The following is a 14,357-nucleotide window of genomic DNA, read 5'->3' as shown; positions in this document are numbered from 1 at the left end:
GGGCTCGCCGCATTTGCAAGTGACCGTTTTCTTATCGGAAAAATACATCTGACGTCCTCCATAAGCCTGGAGATTTCATCGCGTCATTCGAGCGAACGCGCCTGCGCTCGCCGCCTCGCTTCGGCTCCTTTTCGGTCCGTCAGGCCCGTGCAATCCGAACGATGGATGTGGCTCTCGGCGCTTATTTTGCAGCGGATTGCTTCCGCGACTCCGCGGCTTCACGCGCCTGCCGCTCGGCCTTGAGGCGGTGGAAGTTATTGTAGAACGCCTTCTCGTGGGCGAGGTGCTCCTTCATCGCCTGCGACGCGTCCTGCTGGCGCTGCTCGCTACGAACCTTGCGCTGCTGGGGAGTAAGATTCATACGACCTCCAACTAAGTTCTTGAATCAACGCTGGATTCAACGCACGAGGCCGGAAAAGGTTCCACCGAAAGGAGCTGGATCTACTTACGTAGGCTCGCCCAGACGCCGCCGAGGATCAGCAAGCCGCCAACCAGGTGGATCAGCTTCGGCGGCTCGCCGAGGATGATCCAGGACAGCAGCGCGCTCGCGATCGGCGCGACATAGAGCACGAGCGAGGTCCGCACCGAGCCGAACCGTGCGCCGAGCCAGGCGAAGCCGGCATAGGCGGCCAGGCCCGGCACGAGACCGGCGAACACATAGGCCTCGAACGCCCGGGCGTTGAACACCGCAGCCGGCGTCGTCCACATTTCCTGGAGTGCAGGCGGCAGCGAGCACAGTGCGCCGGCCGCCGAAAACAGGCTGACCCGCGCCAGCAGCGAGGCGCGCGGCGCGACGCGCGATTGCACCAGCGTATAGCCGGACCAGCCGAGCATCGCGCACACCACCAGGAGATCGCCCCAGGCCGCGCTCGATTGCGTCAGGTTTTCCAGATGCCCGCCCGAGACGATCAACAGCGCACCGGCGAGCGCCAGCGCCGTGCCCAGCCATTGCAGCGGACCGATATGCTCGATGCCGAGCGCGGCCGAGATCAACAGCACCATGATCGGCGACAGCGCGAAGATCAGCGCGATATGGATCGCGGTGGTGGTGATGCCCGCGATGTAGACCGGGCCGCCGCACAGGAACATGCCGAGGAAGCCCGCGGCGAGGATCGGCCAGAAATTCTGCGCCAGCGGGATCTTGCCGTCCCTGATCGCCGCGATCGCGAACGGCGCAAGCCCAATGGCGATGATGCTCCAGCGGAAGAAGGCCAGCGAGAACGGCGGCACCGAGCCGGCAAGGCCACGCGCCAGCACCTGGTTGGAGGCCTGCCCGACCGCGACCAGGATGAAGCCGGTCAGCGCGACCGCGTCCTCCCAGCCCGTGGCCGGGCGGCCGACCTGACCTTTCGGCAGCTCCGCATCCATGACACCGCCCCCTCAGCCGGCGCACGTTCACCCGAAACGCTTCCGCCAGCGCGCCGCTTGCCGCAGCACGCCGCCCGCTACTGTTCCGCCGCCTCGCGCTCCATGTCGCGGCCGGACATGTCCTCGCCCTGCATGTTGGCGTATTCGCGCGCCATCTCGCGCATCAGGAATTTGGCGGGGACGTCGTGATAGGTGCCGTGGTCGTTGACATACTGCATGTAGGCGCGCCCCGCGCCGTCGAACGGATGCAGCAGCGCATCCGAATGACCGTCGAAATCAAGCGGCTTGACGCCGAGCTTGGCGCAAAGCGTGTCGTTGAAGGTCGGGGTCGCCTTGCGCCAGGCGCCGTCGACGAACACTTCGGTGAAGCCGTGCCAGGTGAACAGGTCCGAGCCCATGCTCTGGCGCAGCTTCTCGGTGGTGAGGTGGTTGCGGACATCGGCAAAGCCGACCCGGGCCGGGATGCCGTGGACCCGGCAGGCCGCGGCATAGAGCGCCGCCTTGCCGACGCAGTAGCCATTGCCGGCGGCGAGCACGCTGGAGGCCCGGTAGCTCTCCGGCGAGCGCATGCTGACATACGGATTGTAGCGGATGCCGTCGCGCACCGCGGTGTAGAGCCGGCTCGCGATGTCGCGCGCGCCGGCGTCGGCCGGGACGGCGGCGCGGGCGAACGCCTCGACGGCTGGATGGTCGCTGTCGACATATTCGCCTGCTACGGTGTAGAGGCGGCTGATCGTATCGGGGAGATGCTCGGTCATGGCGCAACCTTAGCAAGCCATGTGCGCAGTTCAATGCGGCAGGCGCGGCGCTTCTCGCAGCCCTGCTCCGCTAGATTTCCAGCTTTGACGCGTTTTCTTGACGCGAACCGGTGCCCACTTCGCTTGAAAACGCTCTAGTTCTCGAAGTGTTCGTCCAACCGCGGCGGCGGCTGGTAGCTGCGCCGCTTCGACTTGAAATATTCGCGTGCGAAATGGATGCCGAACCCGATCAGGAACGGCGGCGCGAGCGCGGCGGCGATCATCAGCGCAGTGATCGACTTCGGCGTCAGGATGTCCAGCACCATCGACGCCAGCAGCCACAGCGTGGCAGCAATCACCGCGACGTCGACATGCTTCATTCCCCAATCTCTCCCTTGGACCCTGACCTCGATCCGGGTTCCATTCTACCGGCTGACCCCGGGCGCGCCAAGGATTCCGGCGGCAGGCGATACCTCCAGCCCTTCACTTTTTGGAACGGCGCCCGTGCAGTCCGGACGACGAACCCCCACGGCCGCCCACCGCCTTCGGCTAAGCCGCGAACGCCCGCACCAGCAGCAGGCCGCCGAACAGCGCGAGGATCGAGAGCGCGACGGACGCCGCGATGTAGGCTGCGGCCGGCCATAGCTCGCCCCGCTGCATCAGCACGATCACATCGAGCGAAAAGGTCGAGAAGGTGGTGAAGCCGCCGCAGATGCCGACGGTAAGAAACACCCGCACCGCCTGGCTGACGTTCCAGCTCAGTGCGAAGGACTCCGCGAAGACGCCGATCAGGAACGAGCCCACGATATTGATCACCAGCGTGCCCCAGGGAAATTCGGTGCCGACCAGGCGCCCCGCGCCGATCGCCACCAGATAGCGCGCGACCGATCCCAGCGAACCGCCGATCGCGACCGCCGCCAACAATTGAACGTTCAAGACTCTGCCTTCCGGCCTCGCCACTCGGCGACGCCTGTCACAAGCCCAATCACGAAGGTCGCGGCGACCAGCTCGCCCGGAGCGCCGACCAACATGGCGACGACACCGACGAGCCAGATCGACCCGACCAGCGACAATGCGATTGAGAGTGAACCAGGAAGACCCATCATGCTCTGCCCCTTCTCGTTCGCGGAGCACGCAGCGGGTCGGCGGTGGCGCATGCTCCTACCGACGCTGTCGCGCCCGGTAGGAGTCATCAGCCTTGCGGCGGTTATCGGGGGACTCCATCCCCATCAACGAGAGGCTACGGTGCGTGGCGGATACGGGCAAGCCGATTTCGCAGGCAGACATTGACGGATCTCCACCGCATAGCGAGCTGCGCGCCTTGCAATCAACCGAAGCGCGAATAGAGTGCCTTGGTAGATTGTGAAGTTGGATCAGCACCTGGATGTTACGACACGTCGCTGTTTGCATTGCCTTGCTCGTCATTGCCACACTTCCCACAATCGCAGAGGAATACGGCGCTGAGACGCGGCAACTCGGTTCGGTCGAGGCATGGAAGCGGGACGTCAGTGTTCGTCTCACCCAGGCTCGGCGCTACCCAGCAGCATTGACGCCCGGCCAGGAGGGCACCGCCAAAGTTGCCTTCAGGATCGATCGCGCAGGTCATCTCATGGCGAGCTGGCTCATCGAGGCCAGCGGTATCCCGGCCATCGATGCAGAGGCATTGGCTGTCGTTGAACGCGCCCAGCCCTATGCCGCGCTGCCTCCGGAGGTGCCGGACGATTCGGCCGTCCTGACCGTCCCATTCCATTTTGGAGCTATGGGCCCTTCCTTCGTAGAGGGCGACTTCCCCGAAAGCTGGAAAAGGCAGGTCTACGCTCGCTTGACTGGCGCTGTTGAGGACGCCAAACGCCGATTGGCACGGATGTCGGACACCAAGCGCCAATCAATTCGGATACCGGACGATGCCTACACCGTCAAAGTCGGCATCTCGCTTGATCGCAGCGGCAAGCTGGTGACGAGCTGGCTTGTGGAGAATGGCCGCGTCCAGGCGCTCGATGCCGAAGCATTGGCGATCGTTAGACGGGCTGAGCCCTACCCACCGCCCCCTGTCGACACGAAGGGCCAGGACTTCCAATTGGTTCTGCCGATCACTTTCAATGCTGTCATGCCGTGGGACGACCCTGGCCTAAAGGCAAAGCTGAATTCCGTCTGTCGCGGTTGCTGAGCGGCCTGTCCGACGCGGCGGGAGCCACTGGTCCATCCCGCCGCGCCGGGGCCGTTCTCACTCATTCATCGCCAGCATCGCGTTCAGCTCGACGGCGGTGCGCAGCTGCTCGATGCGCGCGGCAATCTGTTCGCGCTTGACGCCGCGCGGCAACTCCGCGAGCTGGCGCTCGAGCCGCAATCGGTGCTCGTCTAGGCGCTGCTCGAACGTATGGGGTTCAGATCGCTTCCGCTTCTGAATCGTCTTCTGCATCACTCACCCTTGGCGGTTGCAGACCGGGACTATTGGCCCAGCGGTCCAGTTGATCGATGACCTGTGCGTGGCTCGGACGCCGCGGTTCCGGGGCTTCCGGTTCCTCGGACAACTTGCGGGGCAGCTTGACGTGGCTGGTCATGGCATCACTCCCGCCAGACAACGGGGAGGCAGCCGGATCGTTCCTTATTTTTTCTCGTAAGCCATTGATTTTATTTGATTAACTTACTCAATCGACATTTTTGTCTCAAGCTGTGGAACCCACCGCGACTTGGCTCGTTTAGCAAATTACTCAACTAACTAATTCTGGGCGATTTGCGATGAATGAGCTTCGCGCTGAACGTCTTCAAGTCATGCTCTCTCCCGAAGAATTATCGGCCCTCGACGATTTCCGCTTCAAGCACCGCATGCCCACCCGTGCCGCGGCGGTGCGCGAGCTGCTCAGGCTCGGCCTAGCGGGCAACGGCATCAGTGGAGGGGCCGGGGTGAAGTCGAGCGAGTACGGGGTGTTCAACCGGGGGCCGGATGGCCACACCCAAGGGGACGCGCCGCAGGAGGAGTGACGGCGCGTTGGCGCTGCTGCGGCGGTTCAGCCGGCGACGAAGAGGTCGACAATCGCTTTCAGCGTGCAGACCACGAGTGCCGAGGTGAACATCGCCGTACCGAGATCTGCGAGATAAAGCAGCTGCGCCTTCTGCTCCGCATCAAGCCGCGCGATCGCCTTGCGCATGGCCAAGCTCCCTTTTCAGGAGAACGCGTCGCGTGAACGTCGGTTCCCTCGACCGGCAACTCATGCCCGCTGCAGCGCCAGCGTCACTCCGCCGAGCGTCAGCGCCATCGCGCCGATCTCACGCAGGCCCAAGGGCTCGCCGAGGATGACCGCGGCCGAAATCACGCCGATGACCGGCACCAGCAGCATGCCGGTCGACGCCGACGTCGGCGGCAGGCGGCGCAGCGTCTCGAACCAGGTGAGATAGCAGATGCCCATCGGCATCAGCGTCATATAGGCAAAGCAGCCGAGGCCGAACGGCGTGATCGCGGCATAGTTCGGCTGCTCGAACAGAACGCCGAGCAGCAGCATCACGAGACAGCCGATGCCGACCTGCCAGGCGACCACCGCGAGCGGCGGCATCGGCAGCGGCTTGCGATTCAGCACGTTGCCGAGCGCGAACAGGATGGCGCAGGCGAGCGCCAGCGCAATGCCGGTAAGCTTGTCGGCGCTGAACGCAAAACCGTTGCCGCCGAGCAGGAGCGCGACACCGGCGACGCCGAGCACCAGCGCCGCGAGGTCGCGCAGCGTCGGGCGGCTGTGCAGCACCGGCCAGGCGAACAGCATCGCCCAGATCGGCATGGTGTAGGCGAGCAGCGCGCCCTCGCCGACCGTGACGAATTTCATCGCGATGGTGCCAAAGCCCATCCAGGCGAAGACATTGGTGAAGGAGGCGAACAGCAGCCGCGGGACCGCCTCGCGCGGCACGGCGAGCGACTGGCCGCGGGCCAGCGCCAGCGTGCCCAGAATCACCGCCGCGCAGGTGCCGGCGAGCCCGCGGGCGAACAGCGGCGGCCATTGCTGCAGCAACAGCTTCATCAGCGGCCAGTTCAGGGCCCAGCCGAAAGCCGTCACCACCAGGCAGAGAGAGCCGATCGTTCGGTCGCGTTGCGTCGTATCCATCGGGCGCGCTTAGCAGGCGGAGCTAGGCGATTCCACATCGCAGCGCGCATGCCGCATCAGCGTGGACCTTCGGATACCGCCTCCTCAGGCAAAGGTGCCGATCGAGACGCGCGGCCAGCCCTCGCTTTTCCGCGCGGCGGCAAGCTTGCTGGTCCAGGCATCGATCAGGCTTGCGATCAGGAGACGGCCGGTGCCGCGCATGTCGGGCAGTTTCATGGTCGGCGTGCCGAGCGTCAGCGCGACCACGCCGTGAACGGCCGCAAGCAGCGCGGTCGCGAGCCGCGGCGGCAGGCCGGACGCCGGCTCGGCGCCTTGCGCGACGAGATATTCCCGCACCGACACCACGAACAGCTCGTAGCTGCGGCGCGCGATCTCGGTCTCGCCGAAATAGACGCCGTCGGGAAAGCGGCGGTCCTCGACCGTGCCGGACATCGAGAACAGCGAACGGAAGTGATCGGGATTGTCGGCCCAGTAGTCGAGATAGGTTGCCATCACCCGCCGCAGCCGCAAATCGCTGTCGGCGGTCTGCGCGCGGACCCGTTCGAGCTGCTCGGCAACCGCTTCGAGATTCTGCTGCTTCACCGCGAGCAGCAGCAGCAGCTTGGTCGGATAATATTTGAGGACGGTGCCCTTCGAATAGCCGATCGCGTCGGCGATCTTCTGGATCGAGACGGTCTCGAGCGTACCGGCGGCGAACTCCTTGCGCGCGGTCTCGAGGATCAACGCCTTCAGCGCCTCCTTGTCGGCCTCCTGACGCGCCCTGCGCTGAAAGCGCCGCGCCCCCTTGCTGGATCGCTCCTCGATCGACATTGCCGTCTCCTAGAGCCCTTTCCGCTCCGATGGAATCGAAACGAGGCTCCCCCTTGCCATATCCGAGTTAATTGACTATGGTCAATTAATTGATCACAAGACGGGAGGATGCGATGAGCGCCCTTGCGAGCCCCCTCGCCGGCGAAATCGTCCGCAGCGATTTCGATCCGTTCAGCAGGGCGACCCGGGCCGATCCCTACGGTGCCTATGCGGAACTGCGCGCCGCGGCGCCGGTCGTTCGCCTGACCAAATACGACATCTGGGCGGTGCCGCGCTTCGCCGAGGTCAAGGCGATCTTCGGAGACCATGTCAATTTCAGCAATGCCGGCGGCGCCGGACTTGCCAACCACTTCAAGGACAAGCCGTGGCGGCCGCCGAGCATCGTGCTGGAAGCCGATCCGCCGCTGCACACCCGGACCCGCGCGGTGCTGGCGCGGATCCTCTCGCCGGGCGCGATGCGGCGGCTCGCGGATGATTTCAAGGCGACGGCGACGCGGCTGATCGACGGGCTGGTCGAACGCGGATCGTTCGATGCGATCAAGGACATCGCCGAGGTGTTTCCGGTCAGCGTGTTTCCCGACGCGCTCGGCATCGACCAGGAGGGCCGCGAGAACTTTCTGACCTATGGCGCAATGGTGTTCGCCGGCTTCGGGCCCGAGAACGACTATTTTCGCGACCTGATGAAAGAGGCGCCGCGGGTGCTGCCCTGGGTGGCGGCGCGCTGTCAGCGCGAGGCGCTGCGGCCGGGCAGCTTTGGCGCGCAGGTCTACGAGGCGGCCGACACCGGGGAGATCAGCGCCGAGGAAGCGCCGCTGCTGGTGCGTTCGCTGCTCTCGGCCGGGCTCGACACCACGATCAGCGCGATCGGCATGGCGCTGTACACGCTCGCGCGCCATCCGGAGCAATGGGCATTGCTCGCAGCCGACCCGTCGCTGTCGCGCGCGGCGTTCGACGAGACGCTGCGCTTCGATTCACCGGCGCCGTTCGTGTTCCGCACCACGCCGCACGACACCGAAATCGCAGGCGTTGCGATCGGCAAGCACGAGAAGGTGCTGCTGCTGCTCGCCTCCGCCAACCGCGACGCGACGCGCTGGGAGCATCCCGACCAGTTCGACGTCAGACGGCGGCTGTCCGGACACATGGGCTTCGGTGTCGGCATCCACGGCTGTGTCGGGCAGATGGTGGCGCGGCTGGAGGCGGAGGCCGTGATCGCAGCGCTCGCCAGCCGCGTGAAGCAGTTCGACATTGCGGGGCCGGTTGCCTTCCGCGACAGCTCCGGCCTGCGGGCGCTCAGCACGATGCCGGTCCGCGTCGTCAGCAAGTAGCTTCGACATCGCGCACCACGCTCGGAAAACCCTCCTCAAGAAAAAACCGGCGTACCTTTCGGTACGCCGGCTTGCATTTTGCCCTCTTGCGTAAACTCAGCTCATGCCGACGCCGCGCGCGGCGTGCGGTTGCGCGAGTTGCGCTGGAAGAACAGCGCCTGGCTCGCCACCGCCGACACCATCGCCGGCTGGAACGGCTTCGAGATCAGGAACGCCGGCTCCGGCCGCTCGCCGGTCAGGAAGCGCTCGGGATAGGCCGTGATGAACACCACCGGCACCTCGAAGGTGCGCAGCAGCTCGTTGACCGCGTCGAGACCGGACGAACCGTCGGCGAGCTGGATGTCGGCGAGGATCAGGCCGGGCTTCTTGTTCTTGGCGAGCGCCACCGCATCGGAATGCGTGCGCGCAACCCCGATGACGTTGTGGCCGAGATTCTTCACCAGGCTCTCGAGGTCCATGGCGATGAAAGTCTCGTCCTCGATGATCAGGACATCGGTGGCGATCTCGGCGGCCATCTCGCGGCCGGCGGCATCGGTCAGCTTGCGCGTCTCGGCAACGTCGGTGCCGAGAATGTAGCCGACCTCCTCCTCCGAGAAGCCTTCCAGCGACAGCAGCAGGAAGGCCTGCCGAGGCAGCGGAGTGATGTTGGAGAGCCGGCGCTCCGGCGGCAGCGAGAGCGTCGCCACGTCTTCATTGTCGTTGTTGTTCACCGACACCGAATTCCAGATCTGGGTGAACAGCCGAAACAGCCCGGCGCGCGGACCGTGGGTCTGGTCCAGCAATGAACCGTCCTGCAACAGGGCCTCGAGCATGGCCCCGACATAGGCGTCCCCGGACGCCTGGTTTCCGGTCAGCGCGCGCGCATAACGGCGCAACAGCGGAAGGTGTTCGGCAACGATCTGTGATCGGGACATTCCCACTCCATCCTTGTTCGTGAGGCCAACCGGCCTGAAACCCGTACTCTGGGGCGGCGTACCAATATGGGGCGACCCCGGTTCCCCTGCATGCCCGACTACGCGTGAGCGCCGAAAAAGTTCCACGAAATAGTTCCAACCTTCCGGAACTTTCTGCGCAACTTTGCATTAGCTCCTGACCGACGAGGCAACGCGGCCAGCCTCTTTTTTCGAGGATCGACTTGAAAATCAGAGACTTAACTCCCGGGGAAGCGTGGATCAGATCATGAAGGAAGTAAAGAAGCAGGGCGGTCTCAACGCCGAGATTCAATCGAGAATCGGCCACCAGCTTCGCGCCATGTACGACGACGTGGTGCGGCAGGGGGTGCCCGACCGCTTTGCGGAGCTGATCCGCAAACTCGACGGACCCGAGGCTGCCGCGGCGGCCGTGGCCGGGGGCGATCCTGACAAGAACAATGGAGGGGACTAATGCCTCTCACCAATGAACTTCGCGACGACATCCTGGCGTCGGTCCCGAGCCTGCGCGCGTTCGCGATCTCGCTGTCCGGCAATGGCGACCGCGCCGACGATCTGGTGCAGGAGACCCTGCTGCGCGCGATCGCCAATATCGACTCGTTCCAGCCCGGCTCGAACCTGCCCGCGTGGTTGTTCACCATCCTGCGCAACCTGTTTCGCTCCGACTACCGGAAGCGGCGGCGCGAGGTGGAGGATGCCGAGGGCAATTATGCCAAGACGCTGAAGAGCCAGCCGTCGCAGGCCGCGCATCTGGAGTTCGAGGAATTCCGCGCGGCGCTCGAGAAGCTGCCGCAGGACCAGCGCGAAGCGTTGATTCTGGTTGGTGCCTCCGGCTTCTCCTACGAGGATGCCGCGGCGATCTGCGGCTGCGCGGTCGGCACCATCAAGAGCCGCGTCAACCGCGCGCGCTCGAAGCTCTCCGCGCTGCTCTATGTCGACAGCGCCGAGGATTTCGGCCCCGACAACACCGTGCGCGCCGTGATCGGCGGCAATGGCGGATAGCCAAGCGAAGCTAGAGTGGAAGGGCGGCCCGCTGGGCCGCCTTTTTCATTCGGCGATCTTCCATCACTGTATCGCGCAGCATGACCAGGAAGACGTTTGAAGCCACCATCGTCCTGGAGGGCAGCGCCTGCTTCATACCGGTGACGTTCGATCCGAAGGTTGTTTTCGGCAAGGTTCGCGCTCCGGTTCTCGTCACGCTGAACGGCTACACCTATCGAAGCACCATCGCGTCGATGGGCGGGCAGGTCTGCATTCCCTTGCGAAAGAGCAACCGCGAGGCGGCGGGCCTCAAGGGCGGCGAGACATTACAGGTCACGCTCGAGCGCGATGCCGAAAAGCGAATTGTCGACATCCCGCCCGACCTCGACAAAGCGCTCACCCCGGCTGCGCGAGCCCGTTGGGATCAGCTCAGCTACACGCACCAGCGAGAATACGTCGAGGCGATCAACGAGGCCAGGAAGCCCGAGACGCGCGCACGCCGGATCGAGCAGACCGTCGCCCGTCTCGATCGACCATCGTCAGACTAGCGCGATTTTTCCGGCGCCGGCTTCGGCGCTATCTCCGTCGCGTTGCGCGACGGCCGCACCATCAGCCGGCCATCGCCTGCTGGACGGCAGCGGGCTTGAAGCCGTTTCTCAATTCGAGGATCTTGCCCGCGATCTCGGTGACCGGGACCGGATGACTGAACAGGAAGCCCTGGGCCTCGTTGCAGCCTTCGGCCCGCATGTGGTCCAGCTGCTCGACGGTCTCGATGCCTTCCGCGATCGTGGTCATGCCAAGGCTTCTCCCAAGGCTGATGACGGCGCGCACGATCGATTTCGATCCATGCGTCGCGGTCAAGTCGCGCACGAAGGATTTGTCGATCTTGAGCTTGTCGAACGGAAAACTGCGCAGATAGCTCAGCGACGAATAGCCGGTGCCGAAATCGTCCAGCGCGATGCGCAGTCCCAGCGCCTTCAGCTTGTGCAGCGTTGCAAGCGTCTCGCTACTGTTCGCGAGGAAGACGGATTCGGTAATTTCGAGCTCCAGCCGGCGCGGCGACAATTTTGACGCCGTAAGCGCGTTGACGGCGACGTCGATGAAGTCGGGATCGCGAAACTGGACCGCCGAGACGTTGACCGCGAGCTTCATCTCGGTAGGCCAGGTGACGGCCTGCTCGCAGGCGCGATTGAGTACCCATTCTCCCAACGGGCCGATCAGGCCGATCTCTTCCGCGATCGGGATGAACTGGTCCGGCGGCACCATTCCCCGCTTCGGGTGATGCCAGCGCAGCAACGCCTCGAAGCCGCAGATGCGGTCGAGATGGAGATCGTAAAGCGGCTGGTAGTACAGCGAGAACTCGTCCTTGGCCATCGCTTCGCGGAGATCGAGCTCGATCGCCCGGCGCCGCTGCAGGCTGGCGTCCATCGCGGGCTCGAAGAAGCGCCAGGTGCCCCGGCCTTCCATCTTGGCGCGGTACAGAGCGACGTCGGCGTTCTTCAGGAGCTTCTCTCCGGTGCTGCCGTCGACCGGCGACATCGAGATGCCGACGCTGCATCCGACCACGACGCGATGCCCGTTCAGCTCGTACGGAGCGCCGACGCATTCCACGATGCGGCGAGCGAGGCGCTCGGCCTCCTCGCCGCCCTGGACGCCACACTGAATGACCGCGAACTCGTCGCCGCCCAGGCGCGCGACGGTGTCGACCTCGCGGACGCAGGCGTTGAGGCGGTCGGCGACCGCACACAGCAGTTCGTCGCCGACCGGATGCCCGAGCGTATCGTTGACCTGCTTGAAATTATCGAGATCGAGGCAGAACACGGCGAAGCCGGATCCGCGTCCGACCTGAGCGACCGCCAGCTCGATCCGTTCCGCCAGCAGCGTCCGGTTCGGCAGCCTGGTCAAAGCATCGTGCCGGGCCATGAACGCGATCTGCGACTCGGCCCGCTGCTGTTCGGTGACATCCTCGCAGGTGACAAGCCAGCCGCCGTCGGATGTCGGCCGTTGCGCGATGGCAATGATCCGTCCATCGCTGAGATGCTGCAGATAGTTGCCCTCGTGCTGGGCCATCGATCGCTCGCGTTCCGCCAGCAGGTCTTCGACGGTCTGGTCACCGTGATTGCCGGCGGCAACGCTGAGGCCGAGCACGTCCTCCATGGTCATTCCGGGAACGACGAGCTCCGGCGAAATATCGAAGATCTCGCAGAACCTGCGGTTGGCGACCTGCAGCCGCGCCTCGCTGTTGTACAGGCACAGCCCTTGCGACATGTGCGTGAGCGCCGCGTCGAGCCGCAGATTGGTTTCATGCAGCTCCGCCTTCTGCTGCTTCAACGCGGAGATGTCGCTGTAGACGAGAACGACGCCGCCTTCCTGCGTCTCGCTGCGGCTGACACGCAGCCAGCGCCCGTCGGAAAGCTGCGCCTCGCTCGCGAAGCCATCGAAGTCACCGTCGGCCGGCGCCAGGCTGGGGGCATCGAGCCGATCCGACTGCAGAAGCTGCGGCGAGAGACGGATGAATTCGCTGGCGCGCGAATTGGCCAGCGCGATCTGGCCATCCGCATCGAGCAGCACGACGCCTTCGTGCGACGTTTCGAGCGCATCGGAAAGCCGCGCCTGCGCGGAGCGACGTTGCGACACCTCCTGATCGACCATCCGCCTGATGTTGTCGCGCATGGTTTCCATGGCGGTCAGCAGCGTGCCGAGTTCGTCGGTGCCGCCCTTGGGGACGGTCGCGTCGAGGTCGCCGCCGGCGATGCTCCGCGCGGCCCGCGATGCAATGGCGACGGGCCCGATGATCCGGCGCGCCAACACCCACGAGAACAGCGCCGACAGGAACAGCGCGACGGTCAGCCCGGCGACATTGAGCTGCAGATCCCGCTTGATCGTCGAGAGCGCCTTTTGCCGGAACAGAAAGCCATCGCCGGCCGTATAGTTGACCAGCAGCTCGACCTGCTGGCTGACGATCTTGGAGTAGCGATCGACATCGCCGACCGTCGTCCCCGATGCAAGTGGATCAGCCGCCGAATTTCCCTCGACCGACGATCCGATCGCACGACGATGCAGCGCCATCCAGGCGTCGGCGGCTTCCTGAACCTTCGCCGCGGCTTGCGCGGCCCGCGAGGACTGCGACCGGTCGGCAGCGATCGTCAGGTCTTCCGCCAGCGTCTTGCCGAGCTTTTCAATCTGGCTGTCGAGGCTGGCACGAATTTCCGGATCCGTGGTCAGCAGGCGCTGCGACGACGCGACCCGCATCGAGGCGAAGTCCGCACCGGCCGCGCGGGCGTAATTGATCGACATCAGGGATTCGTCGAACGTCTTGGCCACCAGATCGCCGGCATGTCGGATACCAAGGATAGAGTATCCGCCGAGCGCGACGGCAACGGCGCTCATCGCGAGGCAAAAAATCAGAATCTGGGTGCGGATCGAACCCGTGGTCAGGGCAACACGCGACAGGCCGCCGGTCGCGAACCGAAAGGCTGCACCGCTCTTTACCTTGAGGTTGCCTAATAGGCTATCCATACCCGCGTTTCGCCGTAGTGCTCGATGTTCAAGCTACGCAGAAACGCGCAGCGCTAGCGGAAAAATGACTGTCTGCTCAAAATTGCTTTAGTAGTGACTGCAACTCATGCTGAAATCGTTAAGATCAGCTGGCGATAATCACCCTTACAGGTAATCCAGGACGCATCATTTGCACGCTCAAGTAGCCGGTTTTGGAATTCCAAGCGGGGGTCTTATGCAATCAGGCTTGTTGCGCATCCTGCGCCTCGGCCGGTCCGGCCGCGTGCCTATAGCGGCCGCGATTGTCACGGGAGCGCTAGCCGGCGCCGCTCTGGGTGCGGCGCCTTACGTCATTTCGCAGAAGGATCGCGAATTCAAGCCCGCGGAGATCTCGATCAAGCGCGGCGAGGTTTTACGGTTCATTAACGATGACGGCGAACTGCTTCATCACGCTTATTTGAGCACCGAGACGTTCAGTTTCGACTCGGGCGACCAGCAGCCAGGCAGCAAGTTCGACGTCACCTTTTCCGTGCCCGGCGACTACACCGTGCTGTGCGGCATTCATCCGAAGATGAAGCTCGCCGTCCACGTCGCCAAATAGCCCCCTTGAGGCAACGG

The 14,357-nt window shown here is 64.5% G+C and carries 19 protein-coding genes and 1 riboswitch; of the genes, 7 read left to right on the top strand and 12 right to left on the bottom strand.

Annotation, left to right across the window (positions count from 1 at the left end; genetic code table 11):
• Nucleotides 1-181: 181 nt before the first annotated feature.
• The 5 genes from ACVIGA_RS26390 to crcB all read right to left on the bottom strand — a co-directional run bounded on the left by ACVIGA_RS26390 (nt 182) and on the right by crcB (nt 3,041).
• Nucleotides 182-361, bottom strand: a complete 180-nt coding sequence (locus ACVIGA_RS26390; protein ID WP_456668561.1) for a hypothetical protein — start codon at nt 359-361, stop codon at nt 182-184.
• Between the two features lie 80 nt (nt 362-441).
• Complete coding sequence (locus ACVIGA_RS26385) at nt 442-1,368, bottom strand: DMT family transporter (RefSeq protein ID WP_456668560.1); 927 nt, start codon at nt 1,366-1,368, stop codon at nt 442-444.
• 77 nt (nt 1,369-1,445) lie between these two features.
• Nucleotides 1,446-2,126 (bottom strand): transglutaminase-like domain-containing protein, encoded by a 681-nt coding sequence (locus tag ACVIGA_RS26380; protein ID WP_456668559.1) that lies wholly within the window; start codon nt 2,124-2,126, stop codon nt 1,446-1,448.
• Nucleotides 2,127-2,260: 134 nt separating this feature from the next.
• On the bottom strand, nt 2,261-2,485 hold the full coding sequence (locus ACVIGA_RS26375; protein WP_375777256.1) for a hypothetical protein: 225 nt from the start codon (nt 2,483-2,485) through the stop codon (nt 2,261-2,263).
• A 169-nt stretch (nt 2,486-2,654) separates the two neighbouring features.
• Nucleotides 2,655-3,041, bottom strand: coding sequence for a fluoride efflux transporter CrcB (crcB, locus tag ACVIGA_RS26370; RefSeq protein ID WP_456668558.1), 387 nt, complete (start codon nt 3,039-3,041; stop codon nt 2,655-2,657).
• 240 nt (nt 3,042-3,281) lie between these two features.
• Nucleotides 3,282-3,342, bottom strand: a riboswitch (Fluoride riboswitch).
• A 147-nt stretch (nt 3,343-3,489) separates the two neighbouring features.
• On the opposite strand from crcB, the gene ACVIGA_RS26365 reads away from it, so the two are divergent.
• Nucleotides 3,490-4,272, top strand: a complete 783-nt coding sequence (locus tag ACVIGA_RS26365) for an energy transducer TonB family protein (protein ID WP_456668557.1) — start codon at nt 3,490-3,492, stop codon at nt 4,270-4,272.
• A gap of 57 nt (nt 4,273-4,329) precedes the next feature.
• On the opposite strand, the gene ACVIGA_RS26360 is transcribed toward ACVIGA_RS26365, so the two are convergent.
• Entirely contained in the window at nt 4,330-4,452 is a 123-nt protein-coding gene (locus tag ACVIGA_RS26360; RefSeq protein WP_456668556.1) for a hypothetical protein, read from the bottom strand.
• Between the two features lie 37 nt (nt 4,453-4,489).
• Complete coding sequence (locus ACVIGA_RS26355; protein ID WP_456668555.1) at nt 4,490-4,666, bottom strand: hypothetical protein; 177 nt, start codon at nt 4,664-4,666, stop codon at nt 4,490-4,492.
• A 178-nt stretch (nt 4,667-4,844) separates the two neighbouring features.
• Here ACVIGA_RS26355 and ACVIGA_RS26350 point away from each other — a divergent pair, with 178 nt between their 5' ends.
• Nucleotides 4,845-5,087 (top strand): hypothetical protein, encoded by a 243-nt coding sequence (locus ACVIGA_RS26350; RefSeq protein WP_456668554.1) that lies wholly within the window; start codon nt 4,845-4,847, stop codon nt 5,085-5,087.
• A gap of 26 nt (nt 5,088-5,113) precedes the next feature.
• Here ACVIGA_RS26350 and ACVIGA_RS26345 read toward each other — a convergent pair whose 3' ends face one another.
• The 3 genes from ACVIGA_RS26345 to ACVIGA_RS26335 all read right to left on the bottom strand — a co-directional run bounded on the left by ACVIGA_RS26345 (nt 5,114) and on the right by ACVIGA_RS26335 (nt 7,006).
• Nucleotides 5,114-5,254 (bottom strand): hypothetical protein, encoded by a 141-nt coding sequence (locus ACVIGA_RS26345; RefSeq protein ID WP_223966584.1) that lies wholly within the window; start codon nt 5,252-5,254, stop codon nt 5,114-5,116.
• Nucleotides 5,255-5,314: 60 nt separating this feature from the next.
• Nucleotides 5,315-6,196 (bottom strand): DMT family transporter, encoded by an 882-nt coding sequence (locus ACVIGA_RS26340; RefSeq protein WP_456668553.1) that lies wholly within the window; start codon nt 6,194-6,196, stop codon nt 5,315-5,317.
• 84 nt (nt 6,197-6,280) lie between these two features.
• A complete protein-coding gene (locus ACVIGA_RS26335; protein WP_456668552.1) occupies nt 6,281-7,006 on the bottom strand; it encodes a TetR/AcrR family transcriptional regulator in 726 nt (241 codons plus the stop codon).
• A 113-nt stretch (nt 7,007-7,119) separates the two neighbouring features.
• On the opposite strand from ACVIGA_RS26335, the gene ACVIGA_RS26330 reads away from it, so the two are divergent.
• Nucleotides 7,120-8,331: a cytochrome P450 gene (locus tag ACVIGA_RS26330; protein WP_456668551.1), complete on the top strand. Its 1,212-nt coding sequence runs from the start codon at nt 7,120-7,122 to the stop codon at nt 8,329-8,331.
• A 101-nt stretch (nt 8,332-8,432) separates the two neighbouring features.
• On the opposite strand, the gene ACVIGA_RS26325 is transcribed toward ACVIGA_RS26330, so the two are convergent.
• Nucleotides 8,433-9,245, bottom strand: a complete 813-nt coding sequence (locus ACVIGA_RS26325) for a response regulator (RefSeq protein WP_050405410.1) — start codon at nt 9,243-9,245, stop codon at nt 8,433-8,435.
• A 265-nt stretch (nt 9,246-9,510) separates the two neighbouring features.
• On the opposite strand from ACVIGA_RS26325, the gene ACVIGA_RS26320 reads away from it, so the two are divergent.
• From ACVIGA_RS26320 to ACVIGA_RS26310, 3 genes are all read left to right on the top strand, one after another.
• Nucleotides 9,511-9,714 carry a NepR family anti-sigma factor gene (locus tag ACVIGA_RS26320; RefSeq protein ID WP_021076337.1) on the top strand — a complete coding sequence of 68 codons (204 nt, stop codon included), beginning with the start codon at nt 9,511-9,513 and terminating at the stop codon, nt 9,712-9,714.
• Complete coding sequence (locus tag ACVIGA_RS26315; protein WP_016847265.1) at nt 9,714-10,262, top strand: sigma-70 family RNA polymerase sigma factor; 549 nt, start codon at nt 9,714-9,716, stop codon at nt 10,260-10,262. The genes ACVIGA_RS26320 and ACVIGA_RS26315 overlap by 1 nt, the downstream gene beginning before the upstream one ends.
• A gap of 80 nt (nt 10,263-10,342) precedes the next feature.
• Nucleotides 10,343-10,789, top strand: coding sequence for a YdeI/OmpD-associated family protein (locus ACVIGA_RS26310; protein WP_456668550.1), 447 nt, complete (start codon nt 10,343-10,345; stop codon nt 10,787-10,789).
• Between the two features lie 61 nt (nt 10,790-10,850).
• Here ACVIGA_RS26310 and ACVIGA_RS26305 read toward each other — a convergent pair whose 3' ends face one another.
• Nucleotides 10,851-13,760: an EAL domain-containing protein gene (locus ACVIGA_RS26305; protein ID WP_456668549.1), complete on the bottom strand. Its 2,910-nt coding sequence runs from the start codon at nt 13,758-13,760 to the stop codon at nt 10,851-10,853.
• 214 nt (nt 13,761-13,974) lie between these two features.
• On the opposite strand from ACVIGA_RS26305, the gene ACVIGA_RS26300 reads away from it, so the two are divergent.
• Entirely contained in the window at nt 13,975-14,340 is a 366-nt protein-coding gene (locus tag ACVIGA_RS26300) for a methylamine utilization protein (RefSeq protein WP_456668548.1), read from the top strand.
• The last annotated feature ends 17 nt before the right edge of the window (nt 14,341-14,357 follow it).

Source organism: Bradyrhizobium sp. USDA 3240 (assembly GCF_054063295.1).
Note: the sequence above shows the minus strand (reverse complement) of the source record. Positions and strands in the feature narration are given on the sequence as shown.

Excerpts from the sequence above, each read along its gene's own strand:
- ACVIGA_RS26340 (WP_456668553.1), bottom strand. The coding sequence starts at position 6,196 with ATGGATACGACGCAACGCGACCGAACGATCGGCTCTCTCTGCCTGGTG.
- ACVIGA_RS26385 (WP_456668560.1), bottom strand. The coding sequence starts at position 1,368 with ATGGATGCGGAGCTGCCGAAAGGTCAGGTCGGCCGCCCGGCCACGGGC.
- ACVIGA_RS26365 (WP_456668557.1), top strand. The coding sequence starts at position 3,490 with ATGTTACGACACGTCGCTGTTTGCATTGCCTTGCTCGTCATTGCCACA.
- ACVIGA_RS26375 (WP_375777256.1), bottom strand. The coding sequence starts at position 2,485 with ATGAAGCATGTCGACGTCGCGGTGATTGCTGCCACGCTGTGGCTGCTG.
- ACVIGA_RS26330 (WP_456668551.1), top strand. The coding sequence starts at position 7,120 with ATGAGCGCCCTTGCGAGCCCCCTCGCCGGCGAAATCGTCCGCAGCGAT.
- ACVIGA_RS26315 (WP_016847265.1), top strand. The coding sequence starts at position 9,714 with ATGCCTCTCACCAATGAACTTCGCGACGACATCCTGGCGTCGGTCCCG.
- ACVIGA_RS26350 (WP_456668554.1), top strand. The coding sequence starts at position 4,845 with ATGAATGAGCTTCGCGCTGAACGTCTTCAAGTCATGCTCTCTCCCGAA.
- ACVIGA_RS26390 (WP_456668561.1), bottom strand. The coding sequence starts at position 361 with ATGAATCTTACTCCCCAGCAGCGCAAGGTTCGTAGCGAGCAGCGCCAG.
- ACVIGA_RS26325 (WP_050405410.1), bottom strand. The coding sequence starts at position 9,245 with ATGTCCCGATCACAGATCGTTGCCGAACACCTTCCGCTGTTGCGCCGT.
- ACVIGA_RS26310 (WP_456668550.1), top strand. The coding sequence starts at position 10,343 with ATGACCAGGAAGACGTTTGAAGCCACCATCGTCCTGGAGGGCAGCGCC.
- ACVIGA_RS26345 (WP_223966584.1), bottom strand. The coding sequence starts at position 5,254 with ATGCGCAAGGCGATCGCGCGGCTTGATGCGGAGCAGAAGGCGCAGCTG.
- ACVIGA_RS26355 (WP_456668555.1), bottom strand. The coding sequence starts at position 4,666 with ATGACCAGCCACGTCAAGCTGCCCCGCAAGTTGTCCGAGGAACCGGAA.
- ACVIGA_RS26335 (WP_456668552.1), bottom strand. The coding sequence starts at position 7,006 with ATGTCGATCGAGGAGCGATCCAGCAAGGGGGCGCGGCGCTTTCAGCGC.
- ACVIGA_RS26380 (WP_456668559.1), bottom strand. The coding sequence starts at position 2,126 with ATGACCGAGCATCTCCCCGATACGATCAGCCGCCTCTACACCGTAGCA.
- ACVIGA_RS26320 (WP_021076337.1), top strand. The coding sequence starts at position 9,511 with ATGAAGGAAGTAAAGAAGCAGGGCGGTCTCAACGCCGAGATTCAATCG.
- ACVIGA_RS26300 (WP_456668548.1), top strand. The coding sequence starts at position 13,975 with ATGCAATCAGGCTTGTTGCGCATCCTGCGCCTCGGCCGGTCCGGCCGC.
- ACVIGA_RS26305 (WP_456668549.1), bottom strand. The coding sequence starts at position 13,760 with ATGGATAGCCTATTAGGCAACCTCAAGGTAAAGAGCGGTGCAGCCTTT.